Genomic DNA, 16,520 nt, shown 5'->3' on the forward strand with positions numbered 1-16,520 from the left:
GGAACGGCCGCGCCCCCCGCGGGAGCGACGCCGGCGCGGTCGGCCCTCGCCCGAGGAGCCCGCGGGCTCCGCTGCCTGTGAGGTGCTCTCCTGCGGGGCGCTCTCCTGAGAGGTGCTCCGGGCGCCGCCCTGCTCTGCGGCGACGACCTCCCCGTTGACCCGGCGGGTACGGGAACGGGTCCGGCTGCGTCGGGGACGCTCCTGACCCGTCGCCTCGGCATCCCGCGACGGCGCATCGCCGCGCCCCGAGGCCTCGCGCCCCGAGGCCTCACGACTCGTGCCCTCACGGCCCGTGTCCTCGCGACTCGACCCGTCACGACCGCCATCTCGTGCGCCACGCCCACGGCCGCCGTCGCGACCGCTCTCGCGACCGCTGCGGTCGCGTCCGCCCCGGCCCTCCCGGTCACCGCCGCTGCGGCGACCGCGGTCGCCGCGAGCGCTGTCACGGGAGCCGCGGGAGCCGTCCGGACCGCCGAGATCCTCGAGCTCCTCGGAGTCCAGACCCTCGCGGATGCGCTTGTCCTTGGGCAGTGTGCCCTTCGACTCGGAGGGGATGTCCAGATCGGCGAACAGGTGCTCCGAGGTGGAGTACGTCTCCACGGCCTCGGTGGACTCGAGCCCGAGCTGGCGGGCGATGAGCGCCCACCGGGCCAGGTCCTCCCAGTCCACGAAGGTGATCGCGGTGCCCTTCTTGCCCGCACGGCCGGTGCGGCCGGTGCGATGCAGGTACGTCTTGTCGTCGTCCGGGCAGTTCCAGTTCACGACGTGGGTGACGTCGGTGACGTCGATGCCGCGCGCCGCGACGTCGGTCGCGACCAGGACGTCGATCTTCCCGTTGCGGAAAGCGCGCAGTGCCTGCTCACGGGCGCCCTGACCGAGGTCTCCGTGCAGCGGAGCGGCCGCGAAGCCACGATCGGCGAGGTCCCCGGCGACGCGATCGGCCTGGCGCTTGGTGCGCATGAAGATGATCGAGAGACCGCGGCCGCGGGCCTGCAGGATGCGGGCCATCACCTCGATCTTGTCGAGCTGGTGAGCGCGGTAGACGACCTGCTTGATATCCGCCTTGGTGCGGGCCTCGTCGCCCGGGTCCTGGGCCCGGATATGCGTCGGCTGCTTCATGAAGCGGCGGGCCAGCGCCATGATCGGGCCGGGCATGGTGGCGGAGAACAGCATCGTCTGGCGGTCCTCGGGCACCGCCTGCAGCAGCTTCTCGATGTCCTCGAGGAAGCCGAGATCGAGCATCTCGTCGGCCTCGTCGAGCACCGCCGTGCGCACCTGGGACAGGTCCAGGTACTTCTGCCGCATCAGGTCGATGAGTCGGCCCGGGGTGCCGACGACGACCTCGACGCCCTTCTCGAGCGCCTCGATCTGCGGCTCGTAGGCGCGGCCGCCGTAGACGGTGAGGATCCGGATCGGACGCTTCGCGGACGCCGTCTCGAGGTCCTGGGCGACCTGGACCGCGAGCTCACGGGTGGGGAGCACCACGAGAGCCTGGGGCTTGCCGATCGGGCGATCCTTCGGATTCGGCTCGCCCGGTGCGACGGAGTTCTGCAGCAGCGGAATGCCGAAGCCGAGCGTCTTGCCGGTGCCGGTCTTGGCCTGGCCGATGATGTCGCGGCCGCGCAAAGCGACCGGCAGGGTCATCGACTGGATCGGGAAGGGGGTGATGATGCCCTTGGCGGCCAGTGCCTCGACGATGTCCGTGCGGACATCGAAATCGGCGAAGGTCTGGACCTGCTCGGGCTGTGCGGGTGTGCCGGAGCTCAGCTCGACGGCGAGGGAGGCCGACTCGGCCTCATCGGTGTGCGGGGTGGATTCAGGCACCGTTCAACTCTCTTGGTCATGGATGTGCACCGTCATCGTAGCCCCCGGCCATTCGCCGGAACCGAAAGAGTGCGGAGAAGGTCGGTTACCTCTCCGGGAAGGAGCCGCCTCCCACAGCTCTCCTCCTCAGCTCTTCCTCGCAGCCGGCACCTCGGTCATCCGCCTCACCCCTCACCGCCGTCGCTGGTCTCCGGCGGCGGGCTCACCGGATCGGTCGGGGTGACGCGGTCCTCGTCGGGCAGGCCCTCGCCGGGGTCGACCTCCTGCTCCGGCGGGACCGTGGACTCGGGGGTCTCGGCACCCTCGGGGACCTCGAGCTCCGGCACCTCCTCCGGCATCTGCGTGCGCTGGATCGAGACCGACACCAGCCCCAGGCCGCCCATCACGATGTCGTCATAGGCGACCAGACGTCGCGTGTCCTCGTCGACGTAGAGCATCCGAGCGGTGAGGTCCAGGGGGTCATCGCCCTGCAGGACGGGAGCGACGCCCCCGGAGGCGAGCGCGCCTCCGGTGGAGCCGACGGTCAGCCAGTCGGTGCCGGAGCCGTCGCGGTCCAGCTCGACGTTCGAGGTGTGCATGTGCCCGGACAGCACGAGCGGGGCCCTGCCCAGCAGACCCTCCGGCTTCGTCGGGTCGTGGATCAGGGTGATGTCGACCGGCGCCTCGGGATGTCTATCGTCGTACGCCTCGATCGTGTCCCCCAGCTGGAAGGCGCTGGAGATCACCGCCTGGTCGCCCTCGCGCCAGCCGCCGGCGTCGGAGTCGTCGTCGGCGGCGAATCGGGGATCGCCGATGCCCGCGATCCGCAGCCCGGCCACCTCGACCACCTCGTTGTCGACCACGGTGGCATTGGGCTGCGCCTCGATCGTGCGGGCCGCCGCCGCGCCGTCATGGTTGCCGCTGATGTAGACGTAGGGCACGTCGAGAGTGCCGATGCGGTGCAGCAGCTCGTTCTCCACCGGAGTGCCCCACGAGACAATGTCCCCGGTGTCGATGACTACATCGATCGCGAACTGCGTGTGCAGCTGCTCGATCACGTCGTAGGCCTGCGGGTTGTCGTGGATGTCCGAGACGTGCAGGACAGTGATGAGGTTCTCCTGGTCCAGCCCCACCGGGAGGGAATCCGCGGCGATGTACAGGGCGGAGACCTGGCCCACGAACTCAGCCAGGGTGTCGCGGTAGCTCTGGTAGTCGATGACCTTGCCCTGGCCGAGATCCGCGATGTACGCGGCCTGGGAGAGCAGCCCCTCGAACTTCGGCTGGTTCAGCGACTCGGGGGAGAAGGTGACGGAGGTGCCGGCGACCGAGGCGCCGACCACCGCGACGGCACTGCCACCGGCGAGCAGCGAGCGCCGCACCCGGCGGAAGGTCAGGCCCACCGCGAGCCCCGCGCCGACGGCGGCGAACAGAGCGTTCAGCGCGGCGTTCTTCGCGGCGGCGGAGGTGATCGCCTCGGGAGCGGACTGCTGCAGCTCGGCGAAGCCGGAGTCCGCATAGAACAGGGCCTCCGCCTTCTCGACGTCGACACCCTTGACCCGTGCTTCGATGCGCACCGGGGCGGTGTGCGAGTCGAAGGCGACCTGCCCCACCGGCGGCAGCAGGAGCACCGTCTCCGAGGTCAGCGACGGCTTCAGGTGCACGCTCGCGGTCAGCGGACCCACTTCGACAGTGGTCGCCGGCACCAGCAGCAGGCCGACGATGGCTCCCAGCACGGCCACCACGGTGGTGGTGGTGAGGTGCACCAGGCGTTCACGGCGACGCCGCAGACGGCGGCGGTGCGTGCGCGAGGCCGCCTCGGGCTCCGGTGCGGCGGACGCCTCGCCGAGGTCGTCGTCCACGCCGCCGGGCTCCGTGCTCTCCGCCTCTGGGCGTTCCGTCACTGCGCGCTCCGACTCCAGGCGCGCGCGCTCCGCGCCCTCGGGCGCCTCGCGGGGCCGGTCCTCGTCCATGCTCACGGGGGCCCCGGGCTCACTGCAGGGGTGAGGTCATGGGCGTCTCAGCCGAGGAAGCCGACGCGGCGGGGCTCCTCGGTGGAGACCTCGACGTAGGCGACCTTCGCGCCGGGGATCAGCACGGCGCGGCCCTTGTCGTCGACCAGGGTGACGGGGGAACCGTCGGCGATCGCGCCGTTCAGCCGCTCGATGAGGGCCTCGGCCTTCTCCTCGGACTCGATCACGATCTCGCGCGGGGAGTGCTGGATGCCGATACGGATCTCCATGACCTGACCTTCCCTCCGCCTCGGAGGCGGGGATGCTCGTTGCTGTACGTCCGGAAGTCTACGCGTCCGAGGACCGGTCCGAGGCGTCGTCCGCCCCCAGCACAACTCCGGCGACCCGCGGGCTCGCCAGCGGCGTGAACCCCGTCAGCCCGTGCACGACGGTGGTGGTCATGGTGTCCAGGATGGTCTCGCGCTCGGCCTCGTCGGCCGCGCCCTGGAGCAGCTGAGCGGTGGTCTGGGTGACGGCGATGACGCCTCGGCCCAGCACCCGGGACTCCTCGACACCGACCTGACGGGAGGCGGTGAGGACCGCGGCCAGCTCGATCGCCATCCGGTCCAGCACGCTGACCACCCGCTCCTGGACCTCGTCCGAGATCACCTCGTGCCCGGTGAACAGCCGCAGGGAATTGTCCAGCGCCACGAACTCGTAGAAGCGGTGGAGACCTCCCCTCACCTTGTCCGCTGTGCTCCCGCTGTGCTCCCCGAGGGCCCGGACCTCGGCGATCATCGACTCCGCGATGATGTCGAGCACCTCGACATACAGCGTCTCCTTGGAGTTGAAGTGCTGGTAGAGCACCGGTTTGGTGACGCCGGCGGCCGCGGCGATGTCGTCCATCGACGTGGACTGGAAACCCTTCTCGGTGAACACCGAGGTGGCCAGCTCGAGCAGCTGGGCACGTCGTTGGGCGCGAGGCATCCGGGCCGTGGATGAGGTGGACATGGCGTGGGCCTCCGTTCCCGACAACAGCAGGAAGACGACAGCGGGACGACGACAGCGGGACGACGACAGCGGGATGACGACAGGAGGAGCGCGCGGGGAATAATCCCGGCATCCTCGTGATCCCGACCACCTTACCGCCGCGGGCGGTCGGATCAGGGGCGAACGGCTGTCCCAGCTATGAGGTGGAATAGGGGCATGCGACGGACGAGCACGACCACGGGTCAGGGGGTCCGTCTGCTCGGTCCCGACCTCGAGGCGCTGCCCGCGCTCCGCACGGCGGAGGATCTCGACGAGGAGCAGCGGGGAGCGCTGGAGCGGTTCCTCGCAGGCGGCGATGTGCTCGTCCACGGCGGTCCCGGCAGCGGCCGGACCGCGCTCGCGCTCACGGCGGCCGAGCTCTCCGCCCGCTCCGGCAGCGACACCCTGTTGCTGGCCCCTCGACGGGCCGCAGCCGGGCGCCTGCGCGACGCCCTCGCCGTGCACGGCACGGGGGAGGTGCGCGCCATGACCCCTCCGGCGCTGGGCCACGCGATCGCCCGCGCGGACGCGCTGCGCCGGGGGCAGGGGGAGCCGACGCTGGTGACCGGTGCCGAGCAGGACGCCCTGCTGGCGGAGCTCATCGCGCACCGCGAGAGCTGGCATCTCGAGGTCGATCCCGGCGCTCGCACACTGCTCGGCTTCCGCACCGAGCTGCGTGACCTGATCACCCGGGCCGCCGAGCTCGGTCTCGCTCCCGCGGACCTCGAGGCGCTCGGCCTTGAGCGGGGACGACCCGCCTGGCGGGACGCCGCCGCGCTGCAGCGGGACTACCTGGGTGTGCTCGACCTCGAGGCCTCCGCCGCGCTGGATGCCGGCCCGCGACTGGACTCCGGCGCTCTGGTGCGCCGCGCCGTGCGCCTGCTCGCGGATCCTGGCACCCCGCCGCCCTTCCGTGCCGTGGTGGTCGACGACGTCCAGGACCTCACCGCAGCCGGTATCGCCCTGGTCGCCGCGCTCGCCGAGGCCGGGGCGACGGTGCTGGTGTGCAGCTGCCCGGACGCCGCCGTGGACACCTTCCGGGGGGCCCTGCCCGATGCCGCGGACCGCCTGCGCGCACAGCTGCCGCGACCGGTCGTGGAGGTCCTGCTGGAGGGAGCCCACGCCCAGGTCCCCGCGCTGACCGCAGCGGTCGATGCGCTGCGAGGGCGGCTGCCCCTGGCCGGTGCCCCGAGCGGGTCCCGCCGTTCCCGTGCGGACCGCCCCGGCGGGGTGGTGGCGCTGCCGGCCCAGGACCCGCTGGACGAGGCCCGCCTGATCGGTTCCGCCCTCCGCGATCTCCACCACCGCGAGGGCGTCGCCTACGACGAGATGGCGGTGGTGTGCCGCTCCGGCGCCGCGGTCGCCGACCTCGCCGATCTGCTCTCCCGCTCCGGGCTGCCGGTCCGGGTGCCGCACCGGCCCCAGCCTCTGCGGGAGGTCCCGGCGATCGCCGATCTGCTGAGGATCCTCGAGATCGGTCTGGCCCCTGAGGGGGCTCCGCTGGACGCCCGGACCGCCACCGAGCTGCTGCGCGGTCCCTTCGGCGACGCCGACACCCTCCGCCTGCGCCGCATCCGTCGGCTGCTGCTGAGCGCCCACCGCGCCGCGGAGCCCGGCAGCGACACCCCCAGTGAACAGCTGCTGGCCCGAGCCCTGGTCGAGCAGGAGGTGCCCGGCCTGCCCGCCCCCGAGGCCCGCGACCGGGCCGCCGCACCCGTCCACCGGCTGCGGAGCATGATCCGTGCGGTGCAGGAGCACCGTGACGCCGACGTCCAGCAGGTGCTGTGGCATGCCTGGGATGCCTCTGGCCTCGCCGACGGCTGGCGCCGGGCGGCGCTCGGCACCGTCGGGGACGTGGACGGTGCCCGGTCCCGACTGGCCGGCTCCCGGCTCGATGCGCTGCTGGAGCTGTTCGCCGCCGCCGAGCGGCTCGCCGACCGCCGCCCGGGCGCCGGGGCGCTCGATCTGGTCGAGCAGATCCGTTCTCAGTCCGTGGTCGAGGACACCCTCGCCCCGGCCGCCGCCGCCCGCGGACGCCTCGCCGTGCTCACTCCCGCCCAGCTCGCCGGCGAGCACCGGGACACCGTGGTGCTCGCGCGCCTGCAGGAGGGGGCCTGGCCGGACCTCCGCCTCCGCTCGACCCTCTTCGGAGCGGCCGAGCTGTCGCTGCAGGTCGGGGCACGGCAGGGCGCCGAGCTGCCGCGGGAGGCGGAGGCCGTGCGGGCTCTCCAGCGCGAGCAGGTGATCGCCGACGAGCTCCGCCTGGCCGTCGTCGCCCTCTCCCGCGCTCGTCGCCGCGTCCTGGTCACCGCAGTCCAGGACGAGCAGAACGAGCCCTCCGCCCTCTTCGACGTGCTCGCCGCGATGACCGATCCCGCCGTCGAGCCCTGGATCGACCTCGAGACGCTGCGCCGCGATCCCGGGCCCGCTCCGGACGCCCGCCGTCTCGTCGCGGCCCTGCGCCGTCGGCTGCGGGACGAGGACCCCGAAGCGACCCGAGTCCTCGAGGCCTCCGAAAGCACCCGGGACGCGGCTCTCGCCCTCGAGGCCCTGGGCCGGGCGGGTGCCCCCGGCACCGACCCCGCACGCTGGTACCACCAGGATCCCAGCTCCTCGACGCCGCTGCACGACGAGGACACCCCGATCCGACTCTCGCCCTCCGCCCTGGAACGGGCCGTGGAATGCCCGCAGTCCTGGCTGATGGAGCGGGCCGGCGGCACCCGCAGCGGCGGGCCCGCCCAGCTGATCGGCACCGCCCTGCACCACCTCGCGCAGGTCCACCCGCGCGGTCCCGTCGGCGGTGAGCAGGACCTGCTGGACGAGCTCCACCTGCTGCTGCGCTCCGTGCCCGGGACCGAGACCTGGTCCGGGCGCCGCCGGGTGCGCCGCGCGGAGGACGCCGCCCGCCTGCTCGCCGCGCACCTGCGCGATGCCGGGGAGCCTCTCGCCGTCGAGGCACCCTTCGAGGTGACCCTGGGCAGGGTGCAGCTGCGCGGCAGCATCGACCGCATCGAAGGCGACGCGACGGGCCTGCGGGTGGTGGACCTCAAGTCGGGCCGTGCCGCGAAGAGCGCCGCCAAGGCGGAGGAGGACCTGCAGCTCGCCGCCTACCAGGCGGCGGTGCGCGAGGGTGCGCTCGAGGAGCAGCTGGGCCCCGACGCCCCGGAGCGGCTGGGCGGAGCGCAGCTGGTGTACATCGGCACCGGTGGGAAGAAGGCCGCGGTGCGCACCCAGGCCGCGCTCACCCGCGCCGAGGACCCGGCCTGGTTCGACGATCTGGTCGCAGACGTCTCCCGCGAGGTCTCCGGGGAAGGCGTCACCGCACGCGTCAACCCCCACTGCACCCACTGCGCCGTACGCAGCAGCTGCCCCCTGCAACCCGAAGGAGACCAGCTGTGACCCCGCCCGACAGCGACCGTCCCCGGCTCTCCGCGGCACGCCTGGCCGCACTGCTCGAGCAGCCGCCGCCCACCACCGAGCAGACCGCCGTCATCGAGGCGCCGCTGGCCCCGATGCTCGTGGTCGCCGGCGCCGGCTCCGGCAAGACCGAGACCATGGCCTCGCGTGTGGTGTGGCTGATCGCCAACGGCATCGTCGAACCCCGCCAGGTGCTGGGCCTGACCTTCACCCGCAAGGCCGCCCACGAGCTCGGCGAGCGGATCGGCGCCCGTCTGGGCACACTGGCCACCGCCCTGCGCACCGAAGGGATGCCCCTGCCGCGCGGCCTCGAGCGCGGAGGGGATGACCTGGTGGGCCAGCGACCGATCGTCCACACCTACAACGGCTTCGCCCTGGACCTCGTGCGCGAGCACGCCCTCGCCGTCGGCATCGATCCCGAGCTGACCATGCTCTCCGCCTCCGCCTCCTGGCAGCTCGCCCACGAGATCGTCGAGGGCTGGGACGACTCGCTGGACCTCGAGGCCTCCCCGGCGACCCTCACCGCCGCCCTGCTCTCGCTCACCTCCTCCCTCGCCGATCACCTGGTCACCCCGGAGCAGCTGGGCGATCAGCTGCGCTCCATCCACGACCACCTCTCCCAGATCCCGCTGCAGGTCGAGGGCCGGCGACGCACCACCCCGAAGGAGGTCGCCAAGGTGCTCTCGGCTCTCGAGTCGCGCCTGGCGCTGCTCCCGCTGCTGGAGCGGTTCACCGCACTGCGCACCGAGGCCTCCGCCCTCGACTTCGCCGACCAGGTCTCCCTCGCCGCCCGGATCGCCCGGGAGGTGCCCGCCGCGAGCACCCTGGCCCGGCGTCTGCACCGGGTGGTGCTGCTGGACGAGTTCCAGGACACCTCCGTCGCCCAGCTGCGGATGCTCACCGACCTCTTCGGCCCCGGCCATGCCGCCTGCGCCGTCGGCGACCCCCAGCAGGCGATCTACGGCTGGCGCGGCGCCTCGGCCGCATCGCTGGCCGGCTTCGCCGACGCCTTCGCCACCGCCGAGCAGAGCGTCCTGCAGCGCACCCTGTCCACCTCCTGGCGCAATGACCAGGCGGTGCTCGCCGTGGCCAATCGGCTCGCCGGACCGCTGCGCAGCGCCGGGGCCGGAGTGAGCATCCCCGAGCTGCACCCGCGTCCCGGCGCGGGGGAGGGAGCCTGCCAGATCGTGGAGGCCGCCGACGAGCGCGCCGAGGCCCGTGCGATCGGTGAGTGGATCCTCGCTCGCCGTGGCGAGCAGCCCGACGGGGAGGAGCCGGCGTCGGCCGCCGTGCTGGTGCGGGCCCGTCGCCAGATCCCCGCGCTGGTCGAGGGCCTCGAGGAGTGCGGGCTCACCGCCGCCGTGGTGGGGCTCGGCGGGCTGCTGCACCGGCCCGAGGTCGCGGACGTCCGCGCCGTGCTGGAATGCGCCCACGATCCCGGCCGCGGCGATGCGCTGATGCGTCTTCTCACCGGTCCCCGCGTGCGCCTGGGCGCCCGTGACCTCGCCGTGCTGGGCCGTTGGCGGGACCGGATGGGGTCGCGTCTGCGGCGCGAGGGTGATGCGCCGGGCCGCGAGGACGAGGCGGAGACCGTCTCGCTCGTCGATGCGGTCGACGACCTCCCGCCCGCGGACTGGACGGATCCGGCGGGCCGCTCCCTCACCGCGGAGGGCCGGGCCCGACTGCTGCAGGTCCAGCAGATCCTGCGCGAGATGCGACGCCTGCTGCCCCTGCCGCTGCCGGACCTGATCACCGCCGCGACCCGGCTGCTGGACGTGGACCTCGCCCTGCTGGAGCACGAGCCGGACTCCCGCGCCCTCGCAGATCTCGAGACCTTCCGCGATCACGCGGCGGCCTTCGACCGCACCGCCCGCCGCGGCGGGCTCGGTGCCTATCTCGACCTGCTCGAGATCAGCGAGGACGAGGAGGCGGGGCTGTCCGTCACCGCCGCCCCCGAGACCTCGCAGGACCCCGCCGCCGTCACGATCGTCACCATGCACTCCGCCAAGGGCCTGGAGTGGGACCTGGTCGCCGTCGCCGGCCTCACCGAGGGGACCGTCCCCTCCTACGATCTGCGACGCGCGAAGACCGACGAGTCCGGTCGCACCCGGGTGCCGGGGGACGGCTGGCTCGGCAAGCTCGCGTCCGCCTCCGTGCCCACCGCCCTGCGCGGGGACGCGGACACCCTCCCGGAGCTCGCCTGGGCCGAGGCCGACACCCAGGTCGATGCCGAGTCCCTGATCGAGGAGTTCCGCCTCGCCCAGGGCGAGGAGTCCCTGCGGGAGGACCGGCGCCTGATGTACGTCGCCGTGACCCGCGCCAAGCGCCGCCTGCTGCTGACCTCCGCCGCCTGGCGCAGCGGTCTGGCCTCGGCCCGCCCGCGCTCGCGCTATCTCAGGGAAGTGGCGGATCTGGTGCCGGAGAGCTTCCGCACCGTCCAGGAGGTCCCGGAGCACAATCCTCTGGAGAGCGAACGGCCACAGGCGCAGTGGCCGCCCACCCCCGGCGCCCCGGAGCAGGCCCGTGCCCGGGCGGCCGCCCTGCTCGCCTCCGTCGCGGGGGACGAGGGGAGCCCGGCGGATCCCGAGCTCGCCGAGCTGGTGCGGCGTGCGGTCGTGGACCTCGAGCAGCAGTCCGCCCCGCTCGTCGTCCATTCGCCGCCGCGGCTCTCGGCCTCGCAGGTGGTCCATCAGGCACGTGATCCGCGAGCGGCGGCGCTGGACCTGCTGCGTCCCCTGCCTCGTCAGCCCTCCGCCGCCGCGGCGCGCGGCACCGCCTTCCACGCCTGGCTCGAGTCCCGCTACGACAGCGCGACCCTGCTGGACCTCGAGGACCTGCTGGATCTCGAGGACGCCGAGGGGGAGGGCAGCGGGAGCCCCGGCGACCGCAGCGCTGAGGACCGCAGCCTCCGGGACGCCTTCGCCGCCTCGGAGTGGGCCGAGCGCTCCCCGATCGCGGTCGAGCAGCCCGTCCACACCCGGGTGGGGGAGATCGCGGTGCGCGGCGTCATCGACGCCGTCTTCTCCGATCCCGAGGGCGGCGACGGCAGCGAGGGAGTGATCATCGTGGACTGGAAGACGGGCCGCGTACCCCGCCCCGCCCAGCTGCGCGAGCGCGCTGTGCAGCTCTCGCTGTATCGGCTCGCCTGGCACGAACGCACCGGGCTGCCGCTGGCACGGATCCGCACCGCCTTCCACTTCGTGGCCGACGGAGTGACCCACGAGGTGCGCCGTCACCCCTCACGGGAGACGATCGCGCAGCAGCTCGCGGGGGAGTGAGCAGCCGCCCGGCCCGGGGCCCGAGCTCCGGCAGGGTCGCTCAGACCTGCCCGTCCTCCCGGGAGTTCATCTCCTCGTAGGCACGCTCGGCCTCGTCACGGGCGAGCTGCGCGAGGTCGGCATCGAGATCGGCGATCATGCCACGCGCATCGGCGACGATCTCCTCATCGCCCACCTCCAGGCCATGGGCGAGCCATTCGGCGACGGCGAACTCGCCCAGGGCCTGCGCCCGCTCCATCAGCCGGGGATGGGTCGAGGTGGGCAGCTCCTCGCGGTAGGCGGCGTAGAGGTCGTCGAAGCGCTCGGGATCCAATGAGGAGATCAGCCAGGCCAGGTCGCTCGCGGCATCGGCGACCTTGGAGGAGGACCAGTCGCGGATCGCGCTGACGCGGTGGCCGGCCATGAAGAGGCTCTCCTCGGAGAGATCGCCATGGACGAACTGCGGGGTGACGTCCCACAGCTCCTCGTCCTCCAGCAGTGCCTGCCAGCGCTGGGCGACGGCGGCCGGGAGATGCCCGGCGGCGGTCACGGTCTCGATCCGGGCCCGATGCGCGGCGTGCATGGCCTCCGGGGTGAAGGTCTCGACACCGGCCGCCTCGGCGGCGTAGCGCGGCACCGTGTGGATCCGTGCGAGCACCTGCCCGAGCGAGCGTGCGAGCTCGGACCCGTCGGCGAGGTCGTCGAGCATCAACGGGCGACCGACGGGGGCCTCCGTCACGGCGCAGCGACCGCCCTCGGAGAGCTTCACGAAGCCGAGCACGGGCGGGATCACGCTGCGCAGCGAGGTGCCGGTGAGCGCGTCCGCGACCTTGAGATCGCGCTCGAGGGACACCCCGGCGGCGGTGGAGGCGGGGGACAGGACCATCACCCGTCGGCCGTCCTCCCCCACGATGCCGGCGACGTCGAGACCCTCCGCCGGGGTGGCGACCGGCATGGTCCGCACCGGGATCAGCCCGGGGACCGCCGCCGCGGCGAGGGCAGCCAGGGAATACGAGTTGCGATGCACGCGACCACCGTACCCGGCGAAGCCGCCCGCTCCACGTAGGCTCGGAGCATGGCGAAGCTCCGTGGTCCCCACCTCAGCACCCCTCTCACCCTTCTCGGCTCGGACCGTGAGGCGCTGCTGCGCAGCGATCCCTCGGCCGTGGCGCCCGGCGACGACGCCCGCTATCTGGTCACCCGGGCCGGAGCGGTCACCCTGCGCGAGGCGGCGGACGGCACGCTGCACGCCGTGCTGGAGCGCGAGGATCCCCGCGGCGGCTCCCAGCAGCCGCTGGTGCTGCTGGGGCGGCGTGAGGGGCTGCGCGTGCTCGGCGTCGAGATCCCCGAGCCGAGCCCCGAGCTCGACGCCCCCGGTCGTGATCTGCGCGACCTCCGGCGCGTCGCGGATCGACTGGTCGAGGTCGATGCGGATCTCGCCGCCGCCGCAGTCGCGATGGGCTTCTGGCATCGTTCGATGCGTCACTGCCCGCTGTGCGGTGGGGTGCTGGAGGCAGAGATGGCCGGCTGGGTGCTGCGCTGCCGGGAGGACGGGACCGAGCAGTTCCCCCGCACCGACGCGGCCGTGATCATGGCGGTGCGCGACTCCCAGGACCGACTGCTGCTGGCCCGTAACGCGCATTTCCCGAGCCGCTTCCACTCCGTGCTCGCCGGGTTCGTCGAACCGGGGGAGAGCCTCGAGAACGCGGTGGCGCGCGAGGTCGCCGAGGAGGTCGGCATCGTGGTGACGGAGGTCGAGTACATGGGCAGCCAGCCCTGGCCCTTCCCCCGCTCGCTGATGCTCGGCTATCGCGCCTGGGCGCCGGACGCCGCGGAGCTCACGCTCCAGGAGGAGGAGATCGCCGAGGCCCGCTGGTTCAGCCGCGAGGAGCTCGCCGCCGCGCTGGAGGCCGAGGAGATCTCGCTGCCCGGCCCGGCCTCGATGGGACGGGCGCTGATCGACGACTGGTACGGCCGCTCCGCGCAGCGGTGAGTTCCCGGCGGCGGGATCCGGGGCAGGGGCAGGACCGGGGGCAGGATCGGCGACTGGATCGGCCGGACCTCCGGCTCGCGTGCTGCGAGGTGTGGTGACTCGGGACCCCGGAGATGCTGGGATCTGGTGGCGTGCGGCACCCGCCGTCCACAGCGGCCCGCGGGGCGTCGCACCGTCCTGGCAGGATGATCGACGATGACCGACCACGCCGCTCCCTCCGACAGCTCCGCGCCCGCTCCCGACGATGCGGAGTCGCTGCTCGCCGCGCTCGATCCCGAGCAGCGCGAGGTGGCCCGCAGCTTCGGCACCCCCATGTGCGTGCTCGCCGGCGCCGGCACCGGCAAGACCCGCGCCATCACCCATCGCATCGCCTACGGTGTCGCGACCGGCCAGCTGAATCCCCGCCACGTGCTGGCCGTGACCTTCACCGCGAAGGCCGCCGCCGAGATGCGCTCGCGGCTGCGGGACCTCGGCGTGCCCGCGGTCCAGGCCCGCACCTTCCACTCCGCCGCCCTGCGCCAGCTGCGCCACTTCTGGCCGCGGGTGGTGGGCGGCGCGATGCCGGAGCTGCTCACGAACAAGTTCGCCGGCATCGGCGAGGCCTGTCAGCGACTGCACCTGAGCGTGGACCGCGCCGCCCTGCGAGACATCGTCGCCGAGGTCGAATGGTCCCGGGTCTCGATGCTCACCCCGGAGACCTACCCCGAGGCGGCACTGCAGACCCGCCGGCCCGGTGTGGCCGGCTTCGACTCCCGCTCGATCTCGCGCATCCTCACCCAGTACGAGGAGGTGAAGAAGGAGCGCGGAGTGATCGACTTCGAGGACGTGCTGCTGCACATGGTCGGCTTCCTCACCGAGCGCGCCGACGTCGCCAGGGAGGTGCGCGGCCAGTACAAGCACTTCGTGGTCGATGAGTACCAGGACGTCTCCGCCCTCCAGCATGCGCTGCTGCGGCTGTGGCTGGGCACCTCGGACGATCTCTGCGTGGTGGGCGACGCCGCCCAGACCATCTACACCTTCGCCGGCGCCCGCGCCTCCTACCTGCTGGACTTCCGCACCGAGTTCAAGCGGGCCCGCACCATCCGGCTCGAGCGCAACTACCGCTCCACCCCGGAGATCGTGCGGATGGCCAACACCGTCCTGGACGGCGCGCAGGGCCGCACCCGCGAGACCCGGCTGACCCTCGTCTCCCAGCGCGAGCCGGGCCCGCCGCCGCTGGTGGAGTCCTTCCCCGATGACACCGCGGAGGCCGACGGCATCGCCGAGCGGATCGCGGCCCAGGTCCAGGAGGGCCGTCCCGCCTCCGAGGTCGCGATCCTCTTCCGCACCAACAGTCAGTCCGAGGCCCTCGAGCAGGCCCTGACCTTCCGCGGCATCGGCTACCTGGTGCGCGGCGGAGATCGCTTCTTCGAGCGCCAGGAGGTGCGCCGCGCGATGGTCTCCCTGCGCGCCGCGACCCGGGTCGAGCAGCTCGACCCGGCGCGCGCCGTGCGCGACATCCTCTCCCAGCAGGGCTGGGCGCCGACGGCACCGGAGACCACCGGAGCGGTCCGCGATCGCTGGGACTCGCTGAACGCCCTGGTGGGGCTCACGGACACGATCACGTCGCGCCCCGGCACCGATCTGGCGGACGTGGTCCGGGAGCTCGAGGAGCGCGCCGAGTCCCAGGCGGCCCCCGTGGTGGACGGCGTGACCCTGGCCTCCGTGCACGCCGCCAAGGGCCTGGAGTGGCCGGTGGTGTTCGTGGTGGGCGCCAGCGACGGCCTGCTGCCGATCTCCATGGCGAAGACCCCTGCCGAGATCGAGGAGGAGCGACGACTGTTCTACGTCGCCCTCACCCGCGCCCGTGACCTGCTGACGGTGAGCTGGTCCGCCGCGCGCACGCCGGGAGCCCGCGGCTCCCGCAAGCCCTCCCGCTTCCTCGACGGGGTGCTGGACCATCCTGATGCCCCACGGACCGCGCCCGGGGCCGGGCCGCGCCGCACCGGGCGCCGCAGCGCGACCGTGTACGCGGAGTGCCGGGTGTGCGGCCAGGGACTGGTCTCCCCGAAGGAGCAGCGACGGGGCCGGCACGAGGGATGCCCCTCGACAGCGGGGGACGGCCTGCTCGCCCAGCTGCGCACCTGGCGGCGAGAGCGGGCGGGCCGACGCGGGACCCCGCCCTATGCGGTCCTCACCGATGCCGCTCTGGAGGCGGTCGCCGAACGTCTCCCGCGCACCGAGCAGGAGCTGCTGGCGATCCCCGGGATCGGCCCCGGCAAGGTCGCGAGCTTCGGCCCCGAGCTGCTCGACCTGCTCGGCGACGCCACCGGGACGCAGCCCGAGAAGTCCTGACAGAACCCCTGGAACTGCAGGTCAAAAAATACTTCTGCATCTGGGATAACCCGTGTAGAGTCTCTCTCGTCAATCGTCCACAGTCGTGGTCCGGGACACCGGGACGCGCGCAGATGAAAGGGGGTGGCCTCAGTGATCGATATCTCGAATCTCGCAGGAGCAGGCCTGCGCCCCGTCGGCGCGCCCTCCCTTCTGCCGCGCGAACGGGGCAATGCCCCCGCGGTGCTCAGCCTGAGCTGACGAGGTCCTCCCTCGCTTCGGGTGCTGCACCGCCGCCGCACCCCCGCCCTCACCGGGCATGTCCTTCCCGACGGACTTCGAAGCAGCGAGACGATGACTACTCTTCTGACCACTTTCCTGAATCCTGCGGATGCCTCCGCCTCCGAGCTGCCGTGCCATGACACGGACGCCGCCGACCTCTTCTTCTCCGAGCGTCCCGCCGACCTCGAGCAGGCCAAGACCCTCTGCGCGGGGTGCCCTCTGATCGACGAGTGCCGTCAGGGCGCCCTCGACCGGGCGGAGCCCTGGGGCGTGTGGGGCGGCGCGATCTTCGACTCCGGCCGCATCATCGCCGTCAAGCGAGGCCGGGGCCGGCCCCGGAAGAACCCGGTGCAGGAGGTCGCATGAGCCCGGCCAGGCCCGGCTCGAGCATCCGACCCCGACGGGGCGGGCAGGCCCACGGGCCCGCCCGCCCACCCGTCCGGAGATCCTCCTCCGGACACGACGACGGCCCCGGAC

General features: G+C 73.1%; 10 protein-coding genes. 5 read left to right on the top strand and 5 right to left on the bottom strand.

What is annotated here, in order from left to right; all coding sequences use genetic code 11:
* The 4 genes from VF289_RS13535 to VF289_RS13550 all read right to left on the bottom strand — a co-directional run.
* A partial coding sequence (locus VF289_RS13535) for a DEAD/DEAH box helicase (protein WP_330884425.1) occupies positions 1–1,824 on the bottom strand: 1,824 nt, incomplete at its 3' end.
* A gap of 164 nt (positions 1,825–1,988) precedes the next feature.
* Positions 1,989–3,773 carry a metallophosphoesterase family protein gene (locus VF289_RS13540; protein WP_330884434.1) on the bottom strand — a complete coding sequence of 595 codons (1,785 nt, stop codon included), beginning with the start codon at positions 3,771–3,773 and terminating at the stop codon, positions 1,989–1,991.
* A gap of 47 nt (positions 3,774–3,820) precedes the next feature.
* Entirely contained in the window at positions 3,821–4,042 is a 222-nt protein-coding gene (locus VF289_RS13545; protein ID WP_330884426.1) for a DUF3107 domain-containing protein, read from the bottom strand.
* 58 nt (positions 4,043–4,100) lie between these two features.
* Positions 4,101–4,763 carry a TetR/AcrR family transcriptional regulator gene (locus VF289_RS13550; RefSeq protein ID WP_330884427.1) on the bottom strand — a complete coding sequence of 221 codons (663 nt, stop codon included), beginning with the start codon at positions 4,761–4,763 and terminating at the stop codon, positions 4,101–4,103.
* Between the two features lie 195 nt (positions 4,764–4,958).
* Here VF289_RS13550 and VF289_RS13555 point away from each other — a divergent pair, with 195 nt between their 5' ends.
* Positions 4,959–8,180, top strand: coding sequence for an ATP-dependent DNA helicase (locus VF289_RS13555; protein ID WP_330884428.1), 3,222 nt, complete (start codon positions 4,959–4,961; stop codon positions 8,178–8,180).
* Positions 8,177–11,476 carry an ATP-dependent DNA helicase gene (locus VF289_RS13560; RefSeq protein WP_330884429.1) on the top strand — a complete coding sequence of 1,100 codons (3,300 nt, stop codon included), beginning with the start codon at positions 8,177–8,179 and terminating at the stop codon, positions 11,474–11,476. The genes VF289_RS13555 and VF289_RS13560 overlap by 4 nt, the downstream gene beginning before the upstream one ends.
* A gap of 40 nt (positions 11,477–11,516) precedes the next feature.
* On the opposite strand, the gene VF289_RS13565 is transcribed toward VF289_RS13560, so the two are convergent.
* Positions 11,517–12,482: a phosphotransferase gene (locus VF289_RS13565; RefSeq protein ID WP_330884430.1), complete on the bottom strand. Its 966-nt coding sequence runs from the start codon at positions 12,480–12,482 to the stop codon at positions 11,517–11,519.
* A 48-nt stretch (positions 12,483–12,530) separates the two neighbouring features.
* On the opposite strand from VF289_RS13565, the gene nudC reads away from it, so the two are divergent.
* The 3 genes from nudC to VF289_RS13580 all read left to right on the top strand — a co-directional run bounded on the left by nudC (position 12,531) and on the right by VF289_RS13580 (position 16,409).
* A complete protein-coding gene (gene nudC, locus VF289_RS13570) occupies positions 12,531–13,448 on the top strand; it encodes an NAD(+) diphosphatase (protein WP_330884431.1) in 918 nt (305 codons plus the stop codon).
* Positions 13,449–13,643: 195 nt separating this feature from the next.
* Positions 13,644–15,782: an ATP-dependent DNA helicase UvrD2 gene (locus tag VF289_RS13575; RefSeq protein WP_330884432.1), complete on the top strand. Its 2,139-nt coding sequence runs from the start codon at positions 13,644–13,646 to the stop codon at positions 15,780–15,782.
* A 333-nt stretch (positions 15,783–16,115) separates the two neighbouring features.
* Positions 16,116–16,409, top strand: coding sequence for a WhiB family transcriptional regulator (locus VF289_RS13580; RefSeq protein WP_330884433.1), 294 nt, complete (start codon positions 16,116–16,118; stop codon positions 16,407–16,409).
* Positions 16,410–16,520 lie beyond the last annotated feature (111 nt).

The sequence above is a fragment of the Brachybacterium sp. genome (genome assembly GCF_036379615.1).
GTDB lineage: Bacteria > Actinomycetota > Actinomycetes > Actinomycetales > Dermabacteraceae > Brachybacterium.